The organism is Corallococcus sp. AB049A, assembly GCF_003668885.1.
Classification (GTDB): Bacteria; Myxococcota; Myxococcia; order Myxococcales; family Myxococcaceae; genus Corallococcus; species Corallococcus interemptor.
This window is the reverse complement of record NZ_RAWL01000062.1, coordinates 1-18,297: the sequence shown is the minus strand read 5'-3', so window position 1 is coordinate 18,297 and position 18,297 is coordinate 1. Positions and strand designations below refer to the sequence as shown.

Annotated in this window: 20 protein-coding genes; 16 read left to right on the top strand and 4 right to left on the bottom strand. The window is 70.4% G+C overall.

The window, feature by feature from the left end; genetic code table 11:
- Window positions 1-42 precede the first annotated feature (42 nt).
- Window positions 43-1,185 (top strand): triacylglycerol lipase, encoded by a 1,143-nt coding sequence (locus tag D7X55_RS09650; protein ID WP_120546105.1) that lies wholly within the window; start codon window positions 43-45, stop codon window positions 1,183-1,185.
- 33 nt (window positions 1,186-1,218) lie between these two features.
- The gene (locus D7X55_RS09645; RefSeq protein WP_121722893.1) at window positions 1,219-2,073 is read left to right on the top strand and encodes an N-acyl homoserine lactonase family protein; all 855 of its coding nucleotides are present in this window, start codon (window positions 1,219-1,221) and stop codon (window positions 2,071-2,073) included.
- A gap of 39 nt (window positions 2,074-2,112) precedes the next feature.
- On the opposite strand, the gene D7X55_RS09640 is transcribed toward D7X55_RS09645, so the two are convergent.
- Window positions 2,113-3,048 (bottom strand): alpha/beta fold hydrolase, encoded by a 936-nt coding sequence (locus tag D7X55_RS09640; RefSeq protein WP_121722892.1) that lies wholly within the window; start codon window positions 3,046-3,048, stop codon window positions 2,113-2,115.
- A 109-nt stretch (window positions 3,049-3,157) separates the two neighbouring features.
- On the opposite strand from D7X55_RS09640, the gene D7X55_RS09635 reads away from it, so the two are divergent.
- Entirely contained in the window at window positions 3,158-3,940 is a 783-nt protein-coding gene (locus D7X55_RS09635; protein WP_306437719.1) for an AraC family transcriptional regulator, read from the top strand.
- Between the two features lie 485 nt (window positions 3,941-4,425).
- On the opposite strand, the gene D7X55_RS09630 is transcribed toward D7X55_RS09635, so the two are convergent.
- Window positions 4,426-4,956, bottom strand: coding sequence for a DUF4442 domain-containing protein (locus D7X55_RS09630; protein ID WP_233609759.1), 531 nt, complete (start codon window positions 4,954-4,956; stop codon window positions 4,426-4,428).
- 40 nt (window positions 4,957-4,996) lie between these two features.
- On the opposite strand from D7X55_RS09630, the gene D7X55_RS09625 reads away from it, so the two are divergent.
- From D7X55_RS09625 to D7X55_RS09580, 10 genes are all read left to right on the top strand, one after another.
- On the top strand, window positions 4,997-6,367 hold the full coding sequence (locus D7X55_RS09625; protein WP_121722891.1) for an FAD-dependent oxidoreductase: 1,371 nt from the start codon (window positions 4,997-4,999) through the stop codon (window positions 6,365-6,367).
- A 162-nt stretch (window positions 6,368-6,529) separates the two neighbouring features.
- On the top strand, window positions 6,530-7,093 hold the full coding sequence (dps, locus tag D7X55_RS09620) for a DNA starvation/stationary phase protection protein Dps (protein ID WP_120546110.1): 564 nt from the start codon (window positions 6,530-6,532) through the stop codon (window positions 7,091-7,093).
- Window positions 7,094-7,185: 92 nt separating this feature from the next.
- Window positions 7,186-8,061 carry an SDR family oxidoreductase gene (locus D7X55_RS09615; RefSeq protein WP_121722890.1) on the top strand — a complete coding sequence of 292 codons (876 nt, stop codon included), beginning with the start codon at window positions 7,186-7,188 and terminating at the stop codon, window positions 8,059-8,061.
- Window positions 8,058-8,672 (top strand): glutathione S-transferase family protein, encoded by a 615-nt coding sequence (locus tag D7X55_RS09610; protein WP_121722889.1) that lies wholly within the window; start codon window positions 8,058-8,060, stop codon window positions 8,670-8,672. The genes D7X55_RS09615 and D7X55_RS09610 overlap by 4 nt, the downstream gene beginning before the upstream one ends.
- 18 nt (window positions 8,673-8,690) lie before the next feature.
- Window positions 8,691-10,157 carry a YdiU family protein gene (locus tag D7X55_RS09605; protein ID WP_121722901.1) on the top strand — a complete coding sequence of 489 codons (1,467 nt, stop codon included), beginning with the start codon at window positions 8,691-8,693 and terminating at the stop codon, window positions 10,155-10,157.
- A 74-nt stretch (window positions 10,158-10,231) separates the two neighbouring features.
- Window positions 10,232-10,732 carry a hypothetical protein gene (locus tag D7X55_RS09600; protein ID WP_120546113.1) on the top strand — a complete coding sequence of 167 codons (501 nt, stop codon included), beginning with the start codon at window positions 10,232-10,234 and terminating at the stop codon, window positions 10,730-10,732.
- A gap of 77 nt (window positions 10,733-10,809) precedes the next feature.
- Window positions 10,810-11,349: an inorganic diphosphatase gene (locus D7X55_RS09595; protein ID WP_121722888.1), complete on the top strand. Its 540-nt coding sequence runs from the start codon at window positions 10,810-10,812 to the stop codon at window positions 11,347-11,349.
- A 6-nt stretch (window positions 11,350-11,355) separates the two neighbouring features.
- Window positions 11,356-12,243, top strand: coding sequence for a CHAD domain-containing protein (locus tag D7X55_RS09590; RefSeq protein ID WP_120546115.1), 888 nt, complete (start codon window positions 11,356-11,358; stop codon window positions 12,241-12,243).
- Window positions 12,244-12,316: 73 nt separating this feature from the next.
- A complete protein-coding gene (locus D7X55_RS09585) occupies window positions 12,317-13,090 on the top strand; it encodes a hypothetical protein (RefSeq protein WP_121722887.1) in 774 nt (257 codons plus the stop codon).
- 243 nt (window positions 13,091-13,333) lie between these two features.
- Window positions 13,334-14,221 carry an RNA polymerase factor sigma-32 gene (locus tag D7X55_RS09580; RefSeq protein ID WP_120546117.1) on the top strand — a complete coding sequence of 296 codons (888 nt, stop codon included), beginning with the start codon at window positions 13,334-13,336 and terminating at the stop codon, window positions 14,219-14,221.
- 115 nt (window positions 14,222-14,336) lie between these two features.
- Here D7X55_RS09580 and D7X55_RS09575 read toward each other — a convergent pair whose 3' ends face one another.
- Window positions 14,337-15,185 (bottom strand): hypothetical protein, encoded by an 849-nt coding sequence (locus D7X55_RS09575; RefSeq protein ID WP_121722886.1) that lies wholly within the window; start codon window positions 15,183-15,185, stop codon window positions 14,337-14,339.
- Between the two features lie 159 nt (window positions 15,186-15,344).
- Here D7X55_RS09575 and D7X55_RS09570 point away from each other — a divergent pair, with 159 nt between their 5' ends.
- From D7X55_RS09570 to D7X55_RS09560, 3 genes are read left to right on the top strand one after another with little or no spacing between them, the layout of a single operon-like run.
- On the top strand, window positions 15,345-16,601 hold the full coding sequence (locus tag D7X55_RS09570) for an Hsp70 family protein (RefSeq protein WP_120546119.1): 1,257 nt from the start codon (window positions 15,345-15,347) through the stop codon (window positions 16,599-16,601).
- Window positions 16,602-16,604: 3 nt separating this feature from the next.
- A complete protein-coding gene (locus tag D7X55_RS09565) occupies window positions 16,605-17,099 on the top strand; it encodes a hypothetical protein (RefSeq protein WP_233609757.1) in 495 nt (164 codons plus the stop codon).
- An 18-nt stretch (window positions 17,100-17,117) separates the two neighbouring features.
- Complete coding sequence (locus tag D7X55_RS09560; protein WP_120546121.1) at window positions 17,118-17,687, top strand: hypothetical protein; 570 nt, start codon at window positions 17,118-17,120, stop codon at window positions 17,685-17,687.
- Window positions 17,688-17,691: 4 nt separating this feature from the next.
- Here the strand turns inward: D7X55_RS09560 and D7X55_RS09555 are convergent.
- Window positions 17,692-18,297, bottom strand: a 606-nt coding sequence (locus D7X55_RS09555; RefSeq protein WP_121722885.1) for a hypothetical protein, incomplete at its 5' end; no start/stop codon positions are given.

The following is an 18,297-nucleotide window of genomic DNA, read 5'->3' as shown; positions in this document are numbered from 1 at the left end:
TTCCAAGCCCATCCCGGGAGCGTGGGGTATGCTGGGCGACCCATGTCCGTGAAGCACCACGTCTACCTCGTCCCTGGCTTCTTCGGCTTCACCAACCTGGGCGAGCTCCTCTACTTCGGCCACGCGTACGAGTTCCTGAAGAAGGACCTCGCCCGCAGGGGGGTCGACGCGGAGGTGGTGACGATCGTTTCCCACCCCACCGCATCCATCCGCCAGCGCACCGCGGACCTGCTCAAGGCCGTGAGCGAGACGGCCTCCGGTGACGACGGCCCCATCCACCTGGTGGGCCACTCCACCGGCGGCCTGGATGCCCGCCTGTTCGTCTCTCCCGGCGCGCAGGTGTCGGACACCCTGGAGCTGGAGCCCTTCGCACGCCGCGTGCGCTCCGTGGTGACGCTGTCCGCGCCCCACGCGGGCACGCCGCTGGCCACGTTCTTCCTGGGGCTCTTCGGTCAGCAGCTGTTGAAGCTCCTGTCGCTGTTCACCATGTACGTGCTGCGCTTCGGGCGATTGCCCCTGAGCGTGGTGTTCCGCTTCGGGCACCTGATGGCGCGCGCGGATGATCAGCTGGGGTGGAAGGCCACGCTGCTGGATCAGCTCTTCGACCAGCTCTTGGGGGACTTCTCCAGCGAGCGGCGCGACGCGGTGACGAAGTTCCTGTGGGATGTGGGCCGCGACACGTCGCTCATCCCCCAGCTCACGCCGGAGGGCATCGACCTGTTCAACGGCGGCACGCATGACCGGCCCGGCGTGCGCTACGGCTCCGTGGTGACGCAGGCCCGTCCGCCGTCCCTGCGCACGCGCCTGGCCGCGGGCCTGGATCCGTACGCGCAGCTGACGCACACCATCTACGCGTTCGTGTACGGCCAGACGCAGCGGATGCCGCTCACGCAGCTGCCCCTGCACACGCCCGCGCAGACGGCGGCGCTGGTGCAGGCCTACGGCGCCATGCCCGGCCCCACGGCCTGTGACGGCATCGTGCCCACGCGCTCGCAGGTGTACGGCCGCGTGCTGACGGCCGTGCGCGCGGACCACCTGGATGCCATTGGCCACTTCGACCAGCCGGCCCACCAGCCCCCGCACGTGGACTGGCTCATCTCCGGCTCCGGCTTCCGCCGCCCCCAGTTCGAGGCGATGTGGAAGACCATTGGCGACTTCCTGATGGAAGAAGAGCCGACGCGGTAGCTGACTCCCCCGCTTCCCCCCTGGAGCCGCCCCATGAAGACCCTTCACCTGTGGTCCGCCTGTCTCCTGCTCACCGCGTGCGCTGGGGCGCCCCCCACTCCGCGCGCGGCCCCGGGCGTGAAGCTCTACGCCATCCACTGCGGCCGCGTGGAGCTGGGCGACTCCGGCTTCATGGCGGACGACGGTTCGATGAAGGGCGTGCCCGCCGAGACCGTCGTCCCGTGCTACCTGATCCGCCACCCGAAGGGCGACCTGCTCTGGGACAGCGGCCTCTCCGAAAGCATCGCGGACCTGCCGGACGGCATGCGGCCCCAGGGTCAGCCCGTGCGCTTCGAGGTGAAGAAGAAGCTCACGGCCTCGCTGGGTGAGCTGGGACTGGCCCCGGCCGACGTCGAGTTCGTGTCGTTCTCCCACCTGCACTTCGACCACGCGGGCAACGCCAACCTGTTCGCGGGCTCGACGTGGCTCGTGGACGCGGAAGAACGCGACGCGGCCTTCTCCGAACAGGCCGTACAGCGCGGCGAGGTCCCCCACTACAGCGCGCTGGAGCACGCGAAGACCGTGCGCATCGAGGGCGACGCCCCCTACGACGTGTTCGGCGACGGCGCCGTCACCATCCACCAGGCGCCCGGGCACACGCCCGGCCATACCGTGCTGCTGGTGAAGACGGCGAAGTCCGGCGCCGTCCTGCTCACGGGTGACCTGTGGCCGCTGCCCCAGTCGCGCGAGCGGCAGCTGGTGCCCGTGTACAACTTCAACCGCGAGCAGACGCTGGAGTCCATGAAGCGCGTGGAGGCGCTGGCCAGGGACTCCAACGCCCGCGTCATCCGCGAACACGTGCCCGAGGACTTCGCCGCGCTGCCCGCGTTTCCCGCGCCGCTGGAGTAGGCCCAGCTTGATCTACCGCCGTGAGAGGGCCCGGGGCGGCTACTTGGATTCGACCCGGCCGAGCGGTGGGGTCGCGCGTGTCAGCGCGTCTTGCGCTTCCTGCCAGGCGGAGTCTCCGGGATGGAGCGCGGTGCGGAGGAAGGCGAAGGTGAGGCGCTGGACGGTCGCCACGCGCTCGGGATTCTCGTCCGTGGTCTCCGCGACGTCATAGCCAGACACTCCGCCCAGCCCGTGCTCCGCGTCGAACAGGGTGACCAGGGACTTGGGGCCTGGGGAGAGGAAATAGGGATCCGCGTGCCAGGCGGGGCCCGCGACCGTCAGGTGGGCCGAGGCGTCCTTGTCGCCAGCGACCACGAGCGCGGGCGTCGTCATCCGGGAGAAGTCGGTGGTCGAGAAGAAGGGGTAGTTCTCCGCCGCGAACCTGGTGAGCGCGTCTCCTCCCCGGCCGGGCGCGGCGAGCAGGACGCCGGCCTTGATCCGCGGCTCGTAGCGGTTCACTTCCGTTCCATCGTGGGGGTCCTTGTACCGCGCGCCAAGCAGCAGGCTCGCGGTGTGCCCACCCATTGAGTGACCGATGACGGCCACCCTGCTCCGGTCCATGCGCCCGGCGAGCCCGACGAAGGCACGCTCAATCACATCCAACTGGTCGAGGATGCGCGTCATGTCCTCGGCACGTGACCTCGAGAACAGGGGCCCATCCGGAGCATCAGGGCCGAGCGAGAGCGTCTTCGAGTCGAGGTGCGTGGGCTGGATGACGACGAAGCCATGTGCCGCGAAGTAGTTGGCGAGCGGGGCGTAGCCGTTCAGTGACGAGAGATGGTTGGAGCGTCCGTGGCCGTGGGACAGCAGGAGGATGGGCAGGTTGCTTCCGGTCACGGGCGCGGAGATGCGCAGCTGGAGCTCGACGGCGCGGCCGGGAGCCGGCAGCACGATGGGGCTGAGGGAGAGGACGGGCGCGGGAGCTGGCGTGTTCATGAGTGTCTTCGTACCTCCCGCCGCTGTTCTGCGATTGGAAGGACCGGACATTTCCCCGCGCCTTGCCTGCCGGGTTGAATGACCGCGGTGGACGCGCGAGAGTGCGACGATGCCGCGCACGAGGGTTCCCGCCGCCCCGACGTTCTCGCTCTCCCGCTTCGTCGAGGACGTTCACGCGCTCGTGCCCATCGGAGGAAGCGCGCGTCACGAACGGCTGCCCGACGGAAGAACGACGCTGGTCTTTCGAGTGCTCGAGGAGGGCCGCAGAGGCGATCTCTGCGTCGTGGGTCCGCGAACGCAGGCGCTGTTCAAGAACGCCCCCGACATCGTGCGCGCGCTCATCCTTCAGTTCAAGCCAGGCTGGGCGGTGCCGCTCCTGGGCGTGGCGGCGAACGCGCTGACGGACCGGATCGTCCCGCTGGAAGACCTCTGGGGACGTCCGGGTGGCGACCTGTGCTTCGAGCTCCTGGCCGCGCGAAGCCAGCCGGAGGTCCTGGACCGCGTCTCCCGGGCAATCGCCCTGCGGGCCCACCAGACCTTTGAACCGGCCTCGGCACGGCTCGCTCGCCGCGCGGTCCACCTGCTCGAAGGAGACGCGGTTCGGGTGGAGACCGTGGCGGAGCAACTGGGCGTGACGGCGCGGCACCTTCGCCGAGCGTTCACGGAGAACGTCGGCATCGGGCCCAAGGACTTCGCGCGGACCGTTCGCCTGCAACGAGCCGTACGGATGACGGCGACCTCCAGGGACTGGGGGCGCATCGCCGTGGACGCGGGCTACTACGACCAGGCGCACCTCATCGCCGACTTCCGTGAGCTCATCGGGCTCACACCGGGCGCCTACATGAAGCGTCCCGCGGCGTCGCCGGGGCCCGCCCAGGGCGTGAGGTGTTGATCAAGCCCGCATGAACAGGGAGCGCATAGGTGGGATAAAGGCCATGTTGAGGGTGAGGGCTGGAGCGCAGGAGCCGAGGAGGGCCGCTGACGGGGCCGCCCGGGCAGTACGCCAGGCGGGTGGAGAAGCCGCTTGAGCCCCTTGGGAGACACGTCGGCCCAGGCCGCCTTCCCATGAGGTGCGCGGCAGGGGCCTGGTTCTCCCTCACCGCCTCGTACAGCACCGTCCCCTCCGGCTGCCTGCGCCGGTACTCCCGCCCGCGCTCCTCCACCTGCCCCTCCCCAGCCACACCTCGCCAGGGCTCACGCTACGGAGGGGCTCCCACGGGTTTGAGTGGAGCCCCTGACTGCTCGGGGGTTCGAGGCGCGACCGAGACAGCGCTTCAGGAGGGGCAAACTCGGTACCAATCGGGTACCAAATCCAGCGAACCCGCGGTTCAGGAAACCGCCGCTTCATCCAACCGAGCTACGGGGTAGGCGCGGTCGCTACCCGCGCTTGAAGACGGCCAGGAAGCGCGACTCCGCGACGCACTGGCCGTCGGTGCCCAGCAGGCGCACCGGAATCCACGCCTCCGCCTTGTCGCCCGTCGCGCGCAGCTCCGACGCGAGCTTCGCGAGCAGTTCCTCCGGGGGCTCGCACACCGCGCTCACCGCCGTCTTCGCCTTCGCGTGGAAGGCGACCTCCATGCGGTTGACCAGCATCTTGTACTGGCTCGGCGGGAAGCGGCGGAAGAGCATCACGCCCATCGTCAATTCCATCACCGTCACCTGGGCGCCCAGGTACACGCTGCCCACGTGGTTCTTCGTCTTGCGGTCCAACGGCACCGTGGCCTTCACGCGCGAGTCCGTCACCTCGTCGATGCGGTAGCCCATGGCCGCCGCCAGCGGGACGATGTTCTTCACCGCGAGCGTCGTCAGCGCGTTCGCCACGCCCGGCGACACCTGCCGCACCTTCTCCACCAGCTCCAACGCGAACATCCGGTCCTCCACCCTTCCCTTCTGACGTCCCGCGCGCATCCTATCCACCCGCCGCGTCCGGCGTAGAGTCCGCGGCCCTATGGGTGAAACCGTGGACGTGGTCGTCATTGGCGCGGGCGTCGCGGGGCTCACCGCGGCCCGGGACATCGCTCGCACCGGCGCCACCGTCGCCGTGCTGGAGGCGCGAGACCGCGTGGGGGGCCGCACCCTCACCCGCGAGGTGGGCGGCGGGCTCGTGGACCTGGGCGGCCAGTGGGTGGGCCCCCGGCAGCGCCACGTCCTCAAGCTCGCGGACGCGCTGGGGCTCCAGCGCTTTGCCCAGCACCACCAGGGCACCAAGGTGCTGGAGGTGCGCGGCGAGCGCCGCACGTACCAGGGCAAGGTCCCGTCCCTGCCCCTGCTGTCCCTCCTGGATTTGCAGCGCATCGTCTGGAAGCTGGATGGCCTGGCCAGGCGCGTCCCCCGAGAACAGCCCGCCGCCGCGCCGAAGGCCGCCGAGTGGGACGCCCTCACCGTGGAGGACTGGAAGCAGCGCCACGTGCCCACCTGGGGCGCCCGCGCCGCGCTGGACATCGCCACCCGCGCGGTGTTCGCGGCGGAGCCGTCCGAGCTGTCCTTCCTGCACTTCCTCTCCTACGTGCACTCCAACGGCGGCCTCATGCCGCTGACCGAAATCGAGGGCGGCGCCCAGGCGGAGCGCTTCGTGGGCGGCGCGCAATCCCTCTCACGCAAGCTGATGGAAGGCCTGCCCACGGGCCGCGTCGTCCTCTCCGCGCCCGTGAAGGCCCTGCTCCAGGACGCGCGCGGGGTCACCGCCACCACGCAGGACGGCCGCGCCTTCCGCGCGCGCTACGCGGTGGTGGCCACGCCGCCCGCGCTCGCGGAGCGCATCGACTTTGGCGCGGACCTGCCCCCGGGCCGCCGCCGCGCGCACGCGGACATCCCCATGGGCAGCGTCATCAAGGTCGTGGCCACCTACGCCACGCCCTTCTGGCGCGAAGCGGGCCTGTCCGGCGAGGCCGTCAGCGACGTGGGCCCGGTGCGCCTGTGCTTCGACGACTGCGGCCCCCACGGCCACCACCCCGCGCTCGTGGGCTTCTTCCTGGGCGACACCGCCCGCGCGTGGACCGGCCGTCCGGAGGCGGACCTCCAGCGCGCCGCGCTCGCGGACTTCGCGCGCTTCTTCGGCCCCCAGGCCCTCACGCCCGTGGCCATCGCCGTACTGGACTGGAAGCAGGAGCCCTTCAGCACCGGCTGCTACGTGGGCCTGCCCCGCCCCGGCACCCTCACCGCCATCGGGGACGCGCTGCGGGCGCCATTCGGCCGCGTGCACTGGGCGGGCACCGAGACGGCCATCGAGGGCTGCGGCTACCTGGACGGCGCGGTGGAGTCCGGCGTGCGCGCCGCCACGGAGGTCGCCGCCCGGCTGACCGCCCCCAACGCGGGCTGAGTGTCAGGCTGGCTGGCCGCCCGCCCTCCGGGCCAGCCGTACAGCCGGGCGGTGTAGGACGCGCCGTGGCCAAGGGCCGCCTCCATCCCCACCCTGTGGGAAGCGCCGGGACGTCATGCCGACGGTCTGCCGCGCGCAACCCACCAACGAGGGATCAGGACCATGTACACGACCAGCCACGTGAACCTTCCCCAGGACGCGCGCGAAGAGCTCATCGACATGCTCAACACGCTGCTCGCCAACGCCATCGACCTGCACTGGCAGGTGAAGCAGGCGCACTGGAACATCCGCGGCACGCACTTCTACAGCCGCCACCTGCTCTTCGACGAAGTGGCCAAGCACGCGCGCAAGCACGCGGACTCCTACGCCGAGCGCGCGGGCGCGCTGGGTGGCTACGCCCAGGGCACCATCCGCCTGGCCACCAACAACAGCCAGCTGCCGGAGTACGACCTGCAGGCCGTGGACGGCGAGGCCCACATCCGCGCGCTGGTGGAGCGCGTGGGCCGCTACGCCGCCAGCCTGCGCGACGGCATCAACAAGTCCGACGAGGTGAACGACCCCGTCACCGCGGACCTCCTCACCCAGACCCTGGGCGAGACCGAGGAGGACCTCTGGTTCCTGGAGAGCCACCTCAACGGCGACGTGCGCGCGGGGGTCACCATGCCCCCCAAGGGCGGCAACCGCCGGGGCCGCCAGGCGGAGGACATCAGCCAGGTCTCCACCTGATGTGCACCACCCGCCTCCCCGGCAGGTTCTCCTGCGCGGGGAAGGCGGGGAGCGTATAGAACGCGTCCCCGAACTCCAGGAGGGCGCGTCCCATGGCGGCAGGGCTTCCCGAAGACCGTCTCGACGGCAAGGTGTGCCTCATCACCGGGGCCACCGGTGGCATCGGCCAGGAGACGGCGAAGGCGCTGGCGCGCAAGGGGGCCACGCTGGTGCTCTCCGGCAGGGATGAGGCCCGCACCCAGGCGACGGTCGCCGCGGTGCGCGAGGCCGCCCCCGGCTCACGCGTGGAGTCGCTGCTCGCGGACCTGTCCTCGCTCCAGTCCGTGCGCGACCTGGCGAAGGCGTTCAAGGACCGACACTCGCGGCTGGACGTGCTCCTCAACAACGCGGGGCTCATCATCGACCGGCGCCAGGTGACGGTGGACGGCTACGAGGCCACGTTCGCCACCAACCACCTGTCCCACTTCCTCCTCACGCACCTGCTGCGCGACCTGCTGGTGGCCAGCGGCCCGGCGCGCATCATCAACGTGTCCTCCGAAGGACACCGCCTGGCGTACTCGAACTTCCTGGACGACCCGCAGACGGAGAGGCGCCGCTACGACGGCATCCGCGTCTACGGCAACGCCAAGCTCAGCAACATCCTCTTCTCGCGCGGGCTGACGAAGCGGCTCGCCGGCACGCAGGTCACCGCGAACGCGCTGCACCCCGGCGCGGTGGCCACGGGCTTCGGCCACAACAGCCAGGGCTTCTTCAAGTACCTCATCAAGCTGGCCGGGCCCTTCATGCTCTCCCCCGAAAAGGGCGCGCGGACCTCCATCTACCTGGCGTCGTCGCCGGAGGTGGCGGGCGTCAGCGGCGAGTACTTCATCAAATGCCGCAAGGCGAAGCCGTCGTCCGCCGCCCGGGATGACGCGCTCGCGGAGCGGCTCTGGCAGGTGAGCGAACAGCTCACGGGAGTGAAGGCATGATCGACCTGTACACGTTCAAGACCCCCAACGGCCGCAAGATCTCCATCGCCCTGGAGGAGCTGGGCCTCCCGTACAAGACGCACCCGGTGGACATCACCCAGGGTGAGCAGTTCAAGCCCGAGTTCCTGGCCATCAACCCCAACAACAAGATTCCGGCCATCGTGGACCACGACGCGCAGGGCGGCCCCCTGTCCCTCTTCGAGTCCGGCGCCATCCTGCTGTACCTGGCGGAGAAGACGGGCCGGCTGATGCCCACCGACCCGCGCGGCAAGGCGGAGGTGACGCAGTGGCTGATGTTCCAGATGGGCGGCTTGGGGCCCATGCTCGGGCAGCTCAACCACTTCGGGCGCTTCGCCAGCACCAAGATTCCCTACGCCATCGACCGCTTCCACACGGAGGCGAAGCGCATCCTGAACGTGGTGGAGCAGCAGCTGTCGTCGCGGGACTACCTGGCCACCACGTACTCCATCGCGGACATCGCCACGTACCCGTGGCTGAAGGGCGCGCGGGACTTCTTCCCGGAGCTCTTCACCAATCTGCCCAACATCATCCAGTACCTGCACCGCGTGGGCAGCCGTCCCGCCGTGCAGCGGGGCATGCAGGTGCCCTGACGGTTGTTCTTCCCTCCCATGGCCTCGCTCGAACAGCTCATCTTCGACAACACCTACGCCCGCCTGCCCCCCGGGTTCGCCGCCCGGGTGGCCCCCGCGCCCTTCCCGGACGCGCAGGTGGTGAGCGTGAACCCGGCGGCCCTGCGGCTGTTGGGATTGGACGCGGAGGAGGCCGCGCGCCCGGAGTTCGCGCGCGTGTTCGGCGGGGCCACGTTGCTGCCCGGCATGGAGCCCCTGGCCATGGTGTACGCGGGGCACCAGTTCGGCGTGTACGTGCCGCGCCTGGGAGACGGCCGCGCGCTGCTCCTGGGCGAGGCGCGCGCTCCGGACGGCGGCAGGTGGGACCTGCACCTGAAGGGCGGAGGGCCCACGCCCTTCTCGCGCGGGGGTGACGGGAGAGCGGTGCTGCGCTCCACCATCCGCGAGTACCTGGCCGGTGAAGCGCTGCACGCGCTGGGCATCCCCACCACGCGGGCCTTGTGCATCCTGGGCAGCCGCACGCCGGTGTACCGCGAGGAGGTGGAGACCGGCGCCATGCTGGTGCGCCTGGCCCCGTCGCACGTGCGCTTCGGCACCTTCGAGTTCTTCCACCACACGGAGCAGCCCGGCCACGTGGCCACGCTCGCGGACCACGTCATCGCCGCGCACTTCCCGCACCTCGCGGGCCAGGAGGGCCGCCACGCGCGCTTCTTCGCGGAGGTGGTGGAGCGCACCGCGGAGCTCGTCGCGCGGTGGCAGGCGGTGGGCTTCGCGCACGGCGTGATGAACACCGACAACATGTCCATCCTGGGGCTCACGCTGGACTACGGACCCTACGGGTTCCTGGACGACTTCGACCCCGGCTTCGTCTGCAACCACTCCGACCACCAGGGCCGCTACGCGTTCGACCAGCAGCCGCGCGTGGCGCTGTGGAACCTGGCCTGTCTGGGCGAGGCGCTGCTCACGCTCATCACCGAGGACGAGGCGCGCGCCACGCTGACGCTCTTCCAGCCCACGTTCGCGCGGCACTTCCTCACGCGCATGCGCGAGAAGCTGGGCCTGAAGGAGGCCCGCGACGAGGACCGCTCGCTCCTGGAGGACCTGTTCGCGCTGATGGCCGGCTCGCACGTGGACTACGCGCGCTTCTTCCGCGCGCTCAACCGGTTCGACTCCAGCCCCGGCGCTCGCAACGACGCCCTGCGCGACCACTTCCTGCCGCCGGAGGGCTTCGACGGCTGGGCCGGGCGCTACCGGGCGCGGCTGGAGTCGGAAGGAAGCGACGACGCCGAGCGCCGCGCGCGCATGGACCGCGTCAATCCCAAGTACATCCTGCGCAACTGGGTGGCGCAGCAGGCCATCACCCGCGCGCAGGAGGGGGACTTCGCGGAGGTGGACCGCGTGCTCGCGCTGGTGTCCGCGCCGTTTGACGAACACCCTGCCCACGAGTCCTACGCGGCGCCGCCGCCCACCTGGGGCCGGCACCTGGTGGTGAGCTGCAGCTCCTGACGCTGGCACGCCGGGCAGGCGGGCAGGCGCGCGGGGGCGGGAATCCCGGGCGTGCGGTGCCTAGCTTGGGAGGCATGATCGAACCTCCCGCTCCGCCGCGCATCGTGTTCCGTGCCCTGGGTCCTGGCCTCTATGGCGCCGCCGCGCTCACGCTGGTGCACGAGAGCGCCCGGCGCGTGCTGAAGCATCCGCCGCGCATGGACGTGCTGGGCATGCGCTCCCTGGAGAAGGGCATCCGCTTCTTCGGCGGCGAGCCCGCGAAGGGCCGCCGGTTGCACCGCCAGACGCTGGTGGGGGACCTGGTGTCCAACGGTCTCTTCTTCTCGCTCGTGGCGCTGGGACGCCCCAGGCGGCCCTACCTGCGCGGCGCGATGCTGGGCCTGCTGGCCGGCGTGGGCGCGGTGGTGCTGCCGCCGAAGCTGGGATTGGGCCGCAAGCCGTCCCAGGCCCGTCCGTCCACGTCCCTGCTCACCGTGGCCTGGTACACGCTGGGAGGCCTGGCCGCGGCCCGCGCGACGCGCAAGCTGGTGGCGCGCCGTGAGTCAGCGCTGCCCCTGGGCCGGCCCCTGCACTGAGGCCAGGGTTGGCGAGTGAAACTCCCGTCACGGGGGCACTTGCCGCGGGCGTTGGGGCGACCCCAGCCTGAGGGTCCATGGCCACCGACTTCACCCGCCTGCCCCTGCGCGGCGAACAGGATGCGTTGCACGTCGTCGTCGAGTCGCCCCGCGGTTCGACGGTGAAGTTGAAATACGACCCGAAGCTCCAGGCCTTCACGCTGTCCCGGCCGCTGACGCGAGGCTTCCGCTACCCGTTCGACTGGGGCTTCATCCCCAGCACCCAGGGCCCGGACGGAGACCCGCTGGACGCGCTGGTGTACTGGGACGTGCCCACCTGGCCCGGCGTGGTGCTGCCCTGCCGGGCGCTGGGCGTTTTGATGGTGGACCAGAAGCAGAAGGGCGCGAAGAGCGGCGAGCGCGAGCGCAATGACCGGCTCCTGCTGGTGCCGGTGAACACCCTGCGCTCGGACCACCTCAATTCCTATCAGGACCTGTCCCGGCGCGAGCGCGAGGAGCTGGAGCACTTCTTCCTCGCGGTGGTGCACTTCGCGGACAAGGACGCGCGCATCCTCGGCTGGGAGGGCCCGGACGCCGCGGAGCGCATGGTCCAGCAATACGCCCTCAAGGAGGACTGACACGCCATGCCGCCTCCCACTCCCATCCGGGGCCTGGGCCCCGACACCGCCGTGGGCGACGCCGCCCGCCGCATCCTCGCCGGCCGGCTCGCGGACGTGCGCCACCCGGAGAGCCAGCTGGACGGTGAGCTGGACGAGGACGGCGTGCACGACATGCGCGTGGCCACCCGCCGCCTGCGCGCCGCGCTCCAGGTGTTCCAGACCACCGGCAAGCTCACCCGGCTGGAGGCGGACGTGAAGCGCCTCCAGGACGCGCTGGGCGACGTGCGCGATCTGCACGTCCAGGACAAGTGGCTGGACACCGCCGCGAAGGGGAAGAAGGACGCGAGCAAGGCGCTGGCCGGCCTGCGCCAGTCCCACCTGTCCGGCCTCAAGGGCAAGGAGAAGAAGCTGCGCGCGGAGCTGGAGCGCTGGACGGACCGCACCGTGCCGCGCCTCCTGAAGAAGCTGGACACGCTGGAGGACGCCCACCGCTTCTCCGGCAAGCGCGTGCGCAGCCACCTGCGCCAGCGCCTGCGCCGCGTGGAGAAGCGCCTGGTGCGCTACGCGGACGCACCGGACGCGGCGTCCGCGCACGCCCTGCGCAAGGATTTGAAGAAGCTGCGCTACGAGCTGGAGATCTTCCAGCCCGCCTTCCGCCGCACCGTGGGCGCGCTGCTGGAGGTCCTGGTGCCGCTGCAGGACGGCCTGGGCGAGCTGCACGACGCGGACGTGCGCCTGGAGCTCTTCGAGCGCGCCGCCGCGGAGGCTCCGCCCGGACAGCGCAAGGCCGCGCGAAAGCTGCTGCCCCAGGCCCGCGACGAGCGCGCGGAGCGGTCCGCTGAAATCGCTCGCGAGGTGCAGCGCTGGCACGCGGAGGCCATTCCCAAACGGCTGCGCAAGGCGTTGACCTGACGGACCCTGGTACCATCAGCCTGTCAGGTGGTTCTGATAGCCCCCGGGCATTCCCATCCCGAGGAGTCTGTCCTTGCACCTGTCTCCGTTCCGCCTCCTGGCCTTCGTGGCCGGGGGGCTGTTGTGTGTCATTCCATCCCCGCGCGCTGCCCACGCCGAGGCCAAGGCCATCCGGCTGCCGCCGCAGCTCACCGGCGCGTCGCAGTCCGCGGAGGACCTGCCCTCTGGCGGCAACGCGCTGCTGTCCATCCAGGCCATGGATCCTCAGGGCAGCCCGCTGACGTTCTCCTGGAGCGCCAGCGCGGGCACCCTGGGGACGGCCGTGAACACGGGCACGTCGAGCAGCCAGACCTGGACCGCGCCGCAGTGCCTGCCGCCGGATGCCGCCTTCACGTCCCTGGTGAACACGGCCCTCACGCCCGAGGCGACGCTGCGGATGGCCCTGCCTTCGGTGCCCACGTCCGCGGAGCGCATCGTGTTCGCGCAGGACCAGCAGCTGCGCGTCACCTTCGTCGACCACTGCTCGGCGGCCACGCACGCGCTCGGGTTCGTCTACTACGACGACCTGGTGGCGCGCGGCTACGTGAACACCCAGGGCACGCCGGACTCGGCGGACGACACGCTGGTGGATGCCAATGGCAACGGCATCATGGACCTGCACGAGGACCTCTACGGCCTGGCCCCCACCGTCCCGGAAACACCGGCGAGCTCATCAAGACCGACGTGGTGGGCAGCTTCACCTCCACGCTTCCCATCGTGCCCCCGGGCGGCTTCTCCTTCCACACCTCCGCCTCCCTGCCCTCCAGGCAGGGGAGCCGGGGCGTGCCCACATCCCTGGGGGATGTGATCCGCCCTGTGCCCGGGTCGCAGGTTTGGCAACCCTCCCCGCGAGGCACCCGGAAGAAGTGTCGGAACCCCGCGCTGTAAAAACTGCCGGGTTCCGTCCTAAGCATTGCTCCCGTTTCGCGCAACGCCCTGGAATCATTGAGGTTGCCTGCGCGCTGGCATTGGCCCGTGCGTTGCTAAAGGTCTCCCCGTCGCAGCAAACGGCGGTCACACACCCCGCCCTCTTCCCCGAGAGAGACCCCCCATGCAGGCTTCCAACTCCTTCTCTTCCGCCGACTCGCTCTCCACCTACCTCTCGGAGATCAACCAGTACCCGCTGCTGAACCCGCAGGACGAGCAGTCGCTGTCGCGCGCCTTCCGCGCGGGCGACCTGTCCGCGGGTCACCGGCTGGTGACGAGCAACCTGCGCTTCGTGGTGAAGGTCGCCTACGAGTACCGCTCCTACGGCCTGAAGATGTCCGACCTCATCCAGGAGGCGAACATCGGCCTGATGAAGGCGGTGCAGAAGTTCGATCCGGAGAAGGGCATCCGGCTCATCTCGTACGCGGTGTGGTGGATCCGCGCGTACATCCAGAACTACGTGCTGCGCAACTGGAGCCTGGTGAAGCTGGGCACGACGCAGGCGCAGCGCCGCCTGTTCTTCAGCCTGGCCCGCACGCGCCGCGAGCTGGAGAAGCTGGGCGCCGGCGATGGCCACATCGTCAACGCGGACGAAATCGCCAAGAAGCTGAACGTGAAGCCCGCGGAAGTGCGTGAGATGGAGCAGCGCATGGGCGGCCGGGACCTGTCCCTGGACGCGCCGGTGGGCGAGGACGGCGACGCCACGCACCTGGACTTCGTGGAGTCCGAGTCCGCCTCGCACGCGGACGAGGTCGCGGACCGTCAGCAGGCGGGCCTCACCCGCAACCTGGTGCAGCGCGCGCTGATGCGCCTGGATCCGCGTGAGCGCTTCATCATCGAGCAGCGCGTGATGAGCGACTCGGAGATGACCCTGAGCGAGCTGGGCGAGCACTTCGGCTTCTCCCGCGAGCGCGCCCGCCAGCTGGAGATCCGCGCCAAGGACAAGCTCAAGGCGGAGCTGGCCAACCTGATGGCCGAGGCCGGCCTGGACCAGGCCGAGCTGGCCGCGTAAGCAGAGGAAGCGTCTTTCAAGGCTGCGACACGGCACGGCCCCGTCCCCTCGCGTTGGGAAGCGCGAAGGCACGGGGCCGTGGCATGTCCGGCGCCGTGACGGATTACCGGGGCGCCTACCGAGCTCCGGGCGAGGACTCGCCGCTCTCCGCCGGAGCGGGCGCGGCCGGCTGCGCGCGCGACGTCGCGTCGATGCGCAGGGCCTGCGGCTCGCCGCTGCTCGTGTCCGTGCGGTAGGAGGCGCGGACCTGCGCGCCCTCCTGGATGTCCGCGGCGCTGGCGGCCCGGCCGTCCACCTGCACCTGCGTGCTGGGGCCCACCTTCAGGCGCAGCCGCGGCTCGCCTGCCTGGCTCACCAGCACCTCCTGGGCGCTCGCGCTGAGCACGTCGCCGGAGATCTGCTGCTCCTGGGAGTTCTGGTCGCTCGGGGCCTGCGAGTTCTGGGCGATGGCGGCCTGCTGCGTGGCGGCGTTCTGGTTCGCGGCCTGCTGCTGCTGGGCGCTCTGGTCCGCGATGCGCTGGTTGGCGGCGGCGCTGTCGTTGGAGGCCTGCTGCTGCTGGGTGGCGAAGTTCTGCTGCGCCTGGCGCTGGGCGGCCAGCGCGCTGGCCTGGGCCTGCTGGGCCACGGACTGGGCCTGCTGGGTGCGCGCCTGCGCCTGCTGCTGGCTGGCTTGAGCCTCCTGGGCCTCCTTCTGGGCCTTGGCCTGGGCCTCCTGGAGCTCCTGCTGCTGGTGCTGCAAGTCCTCCTGGGCGCGGGCGGCCTCGCGCTGCTGGCTGGAGGCCTCCTTCTGCGCGTCGCGCGCGTCGTCGAAGGCCTTCTCCGACTGGGCCTGGGCCTGCTCCACCTGATGTCCGGGGCTGTTGTCCGTCCGCTCCTGGCGGGAGCGGTCCTGGTCCTGGCAGGCGCTGGCGCCCACTACCAGTGCGGCGAGTCCTGCCCCCAGCCATGCTGCGCGCGATTTCATGCGGTTCTCCTGTCAAAGGGATGACAGGTCAAAGATGGAGGTGGCCCGTGGAGCGCCAAGGCGGTGCGCCGCGAGCGCCTGTCCGTCCGCACGCCCTGCGGCAGGCACTCACTTTGGGGCTACCGCGTCCGGGGGAATGGCGATAAGGGGCGCCCCCCCATGCGCGCCTGCGGACTCGACTTCGGAACCAGCAATACCGCCCTGGCCCTGCCGGACGGCACCGTGCTGCCGCTGCAGCCCCACACCCCGGAGCCCCGGCTGTTCCGCTCCGTGCTCTTCTTCGCGGAGGAGGAGCGCGAGGTCTTCACGGGGGCGGAGGCCATCCAGCGCTACCTGGAGGACAACAACGGCCGGTTCATCCAGTCCGTGAAGTCCTTCCTGCACAGCTCGTCCTTCCGGGCGACGCAGGTGAAGGGGCGCACGTTCACCATCGAGGACCTGGTGGCCATCCTGCTGCGCCGCGTGCGCGAGTCCGCCGGGGCGCACCTGGGCGAGGCGCCGGACGCGGTGGTGCTGGGCCGGCCCGCCGTCTTCACGCCGGACGCGGAGGCGGACGCGCTGGCGGAGAAGCGTCTGCGCAAGGCGGCGGAGCTGGCGGGCTTCAAGCACGTGCAGTTCCTGATTGAGCCCATCGCGGCGGCGCTCGCGTACGAGGCGCGGCTGCAGAAGGACGAGCTGGTGCTGGTGGCGGACTTCGGCGCCGGCACGACGGACCTGACGCTGATGCGGCTGGGCCCGTCGCGGCGGGGGAACCTGGACCGCAGGCCGGACGTGGTGGGGTCCACGGGCGTGCGCATCGGTGGTGACCGGTTCGACGCGGAGATCATGCGGCACAAGCTGCTGCCGCGCTTCGGGGCGGGGAGCACGTACAAGGTGAAGGGCTTCAGCCACAAGCGGCTGCCCATTCCGCAGCACGTGCTGGCGAAGCTGCTCAACTGGCACGAGATGTCCTTCATCCGGGAGAAGTCCACGCAGGAGCTCTTGGAGGTGATGCTCGACACGAGCGACCACCCGGCGGAGATCCAAGCGCTCTACGACCTGGTGATGGACAACCTGGGCTACCGGCTGTTCCGGGCCATTGAAGCGGCGAAGGTGAAGCTGTCGAGCGAGGACGTGGCGACCATCGACTTCGAGGACGCGCGCATCCACCTGCACGAGCCGATGACGCGGGCGGAGTTCGAGACAGCGAGCCGCACGTTGTTGGATGAACTGTCGCAGTGCACGGAGGGGCTGTTGGCGAAGCACCCGGAGGCCAGGGACATTGACGCGGTCTTCCTGACGGGGGGTTCGTCACAGATTCCGGCGGTGCGGGACCTGTATGTGAAGCGCTTCGGAGAGGAGCGGGTCCGCACGGCGGACGCCTTCACCTCCGTGGCGGAGGGCCTGGGCCGCGCGTCCGCGTGGCTGACGGGGTGAACCATGGCGGCACAGGCAGCACGGCGACGGTGGCTTCAAGTCGCGGCCGTGCTGTCCCTGTGCATGGCCTGTGTCGGGCCCACGGACCGGACGCTCGTCACGGGAAGGATTCTGCCCCGGCAGATCCGCTTCGTAACGCTCAAGGAAGCAACGCCAGGGGAAGAAGGCGGTCAGCGCTCCGCCTGCATCCACATCCGGCTGACTCGCGCCAATACCAGCGAGTCCGTGCTGTGCAGATTCGGGGTTGAAACGCCCCTGCGAACCCACGAGGGCATCCTCTCCCTCCCGCTGGCACAGCGCATCGCGGCGGACCGTATCAATGAGGCCGCCCAGGTGGTCTTCAGCTCCGCAACCATCGACTCACCGCTCGGAATGCTCTGTGAGCTGATGAAGGCGCACCTGCGAAGGACCTTTGAGGCGTCCCTTGCTGGAGCCCGATTCAGGGCGCAATGCGATGAGCGGGCGCCTCCGGTGCTGTTTGGTGACCTGAACCTCTGACGCTGGAGCCCTCGCGCCATGCCCCCCAGCACGGATGAACTGCTGACCCTGGCTCGCCATTACTGGCCTGCTTCGTACGAGGAGTCGCTGGACGATGCCCATCCCGAGCTCAAGCGCCGTCAGGAGCGCTGGGCGCAGGTGCTAGAGCGAAACGAGCGCTGGGAGGAGTTCCGGCGACAGTTGAGGATGCGTCTTCCAGCCTTCACCCTGGCGGAAGCAACTACGACCTCCCAGGCATCCCTGCGCTGTGCCGTCTATCCTGCGAAGGGAATCCCCATGCAGCCCGTGCCCTGGGCACTCGTGGGCTGCCTGAGCATCCTGGCACCGGTCTACACGGTGTATGGACTCACGTTCGACTACGAGGGCCGCAAGCGCGGCAAGGCCCACCTGCACCTGCCTCCCCTGCCCGCGGCCATGAGCGACACCGCGCGCATCATCGCCCGGGAACTGGAGGCCCACTTCCACGTCACGGCGCTCCCCCCCGAAGTCGCGGCCCTTCCCGTCCCCGTCGCCGTGGAGTGGACGCGTCCACCCCAGACCACCCTGTTCGACGCGCTCTTCGACAGCTCCCCCACCATCGTTCCGTGACGGTTCAGGGCCCCACGTCCACCGTGCGCGTCGTCCAATCCGTGCCGCCCCGGCCGTCGCGCGCCACCACCCAGACGGTGATGCGCTCGGGCGTCTTGGCCGTCGTGTACGTCGTCGTCGGGTCTCCGGGCTTGCCGTCCACCGGCTCCAGCGAACGGAACGACCCCACCTCGCCCTCGCCCGTCGCGAACCAGCTGAAGAAGACCTGCTCCGTCCGCGTCCCGTCCGCCGTCGCGTAGGTCTCCTCGCTGCCCGCCCCCAGCACCGGCGTGAACGTCACCTCCGTGTCCAGGGGCAGCGGCCCCGCGAGCGGCGCGTCGTTCCACAGCACGTCCTGCATCACCGGGTTCTGGTTGGGCGTGTCCGTCGAACGCAGCGTGATGCGCCGCACGCCCCGCTCCACGCCTTCCGGAGCCCCGCTGCCGTCCGTCGCCTCGTACCCCACGAACAGCGGCAGCCCCGTCCGCAGCACCTGCTGCACCGCCGGGTCGCTGAAGTCGAACGTGCTCCCGTCCCCGCCCCCCGTGCTCCCCGTGGCCGCCTGGAACGCTTCGATGAGCAGCGCCTGCACCGCCGGGTCGCTCAACGACAGCACGCCGTTGTTCAGCGG

What these genes read in the sequence shown, in the direction of transcription:
- D7X55_RS09650 (WP_120546105.1), top strand. Translation starts at nt 43, where the DNA reads ATGTCCGTGAAGCACCACGTCTACCTCGTCCCTGGCTTCTTCGGCTTC.
- D7X55_RS09645 (WP_121722893.1), top strand. Translation starts at nt 1,219, where the DNA reads ATGAAGACCCTTCACCTGTGGTCCGCCTGTCTCCTGCTCACCGCGTGC.
- D7X55_RS09640 (WP_121722892.1), bottom strand. Translation starts at nt 3,048, where the DNA reads ATGAACACGCCAGCTCCCGCGCCCGTCCTCTCCCTCAGCCCCATCGTG.
- D7X55_RS09635 (WP_306437719.1), top strand. Translation starts at nt 3,158, where the DNA reads ATGCCGCGCACGAGGGTTCCCGCCGCCCCGACGTTCTCGCTCTCCCGC.
- D7X55_RS09630 (WP_233609759.1), bottom strand. Translation starts at nt 4,956, where the DNA reads ATGCGCGCGGGACGTCAGAAGGGAAGGGTGGAGGACCGGATGTTCGCG.
- D7X55_RS09625 (WP_121722891.1), top strand. Translation starts at nt 4,997, where the DNA reads ATGGGTGAAACCGTGGACGTGGTCGTCATTGGCGCGGGCGTCGCGGGG.
- dps (WP_120546110.1), top strand. Translation starts at nt 6,530, where the DNA reads ATGTACACGACCAGCCACGTGAACCTTCCCCAGGACGCGCGCGAAGAG.
- D7X55_RS09615 (WP_121722890.1), top strand. Translation starts at nt 7,186, where the DNA reads ATGGCGGCAGGGCTTCCCGAAGACCGTCTCGACGGCAAGGTGTGCCTC.
- D7X55_RS09610 (WP_121722889.1), top strand. Translation starts at nt 8,058, where the DNA reads ATGATCGACCTGTACACGTTCAAGACCCCCAACGGCCGCAAGATCTCC.
- D7X55_RS09605 (WP_121722901.1), top strand. Translation starts at nt 8,691, where the DNA reads ATGGCCTCGCTCGAACAGCTCATCTTCGACAACACCTACGCCCGCCTG.
- D7X55_RS09600 (WP_120546113.1), top strand. Translation starts at nt 10,232, where the DNA reads ATGATCGAACCTCCCGCTCCGCCGCGCATCGTGTTCCGTGCCCTGGGT.
- D7X55_RS09595 (WP_121722888.1), top strand. Translation starts at nt 10,810, where the DNA reads ATGGCCACCGACTTCACCCGCCTGCCCCTGCGCGGCGAACAGGATGCG.
- D7X55_RS09590 (WP_120546115.1), top strand. Translation starts at nt 11,356, where the DNA reads ATGCCGCCTCCCACTCCCATCCGGGGCCTGGGCCCCGACACCGCCGTG.
- D7X55_RS09580 (WP_120546117.1), top strand. Translation starts at nt 13,334, where the DNA reads ATGCAGGCTTCCAACTCCTTCTCTTCCGCCGACTCGCTCTCCACCTAC.
- D7X55_RS09575 (WP_121722886.1), bottom strand. Translation starts at nt 15,185, where the DNA reads ATGAAATCGCGCGCAGCATGGCTGGGGGCAGGACTCGCCGCACTGGTA.
- D7X55_RS09570 (WP_120546119.1), top strand. Translation starts at nt 15,345, where the DNA reads ATGCGCGCCTGCGGACTCGACTTCGGAACCAGCAATACCGCCCTGGCC.
- D7X55_RS09565 (WP_233609757.1), top strand. Translation starts at nt 16,605, where the DNA reads ATGGCGGCACAGGCAGCACGGCGACGGTGGCTTCAAGTCGCGGCCGTG.
- D7X55_RS09560 (WP_120546121.1), top strand. Translation starts at nt 17,118, where the DNA reads ATGCCCCCCAGCACGGATGAACTGCTGACCCTGGCTCGCCATTACTGG.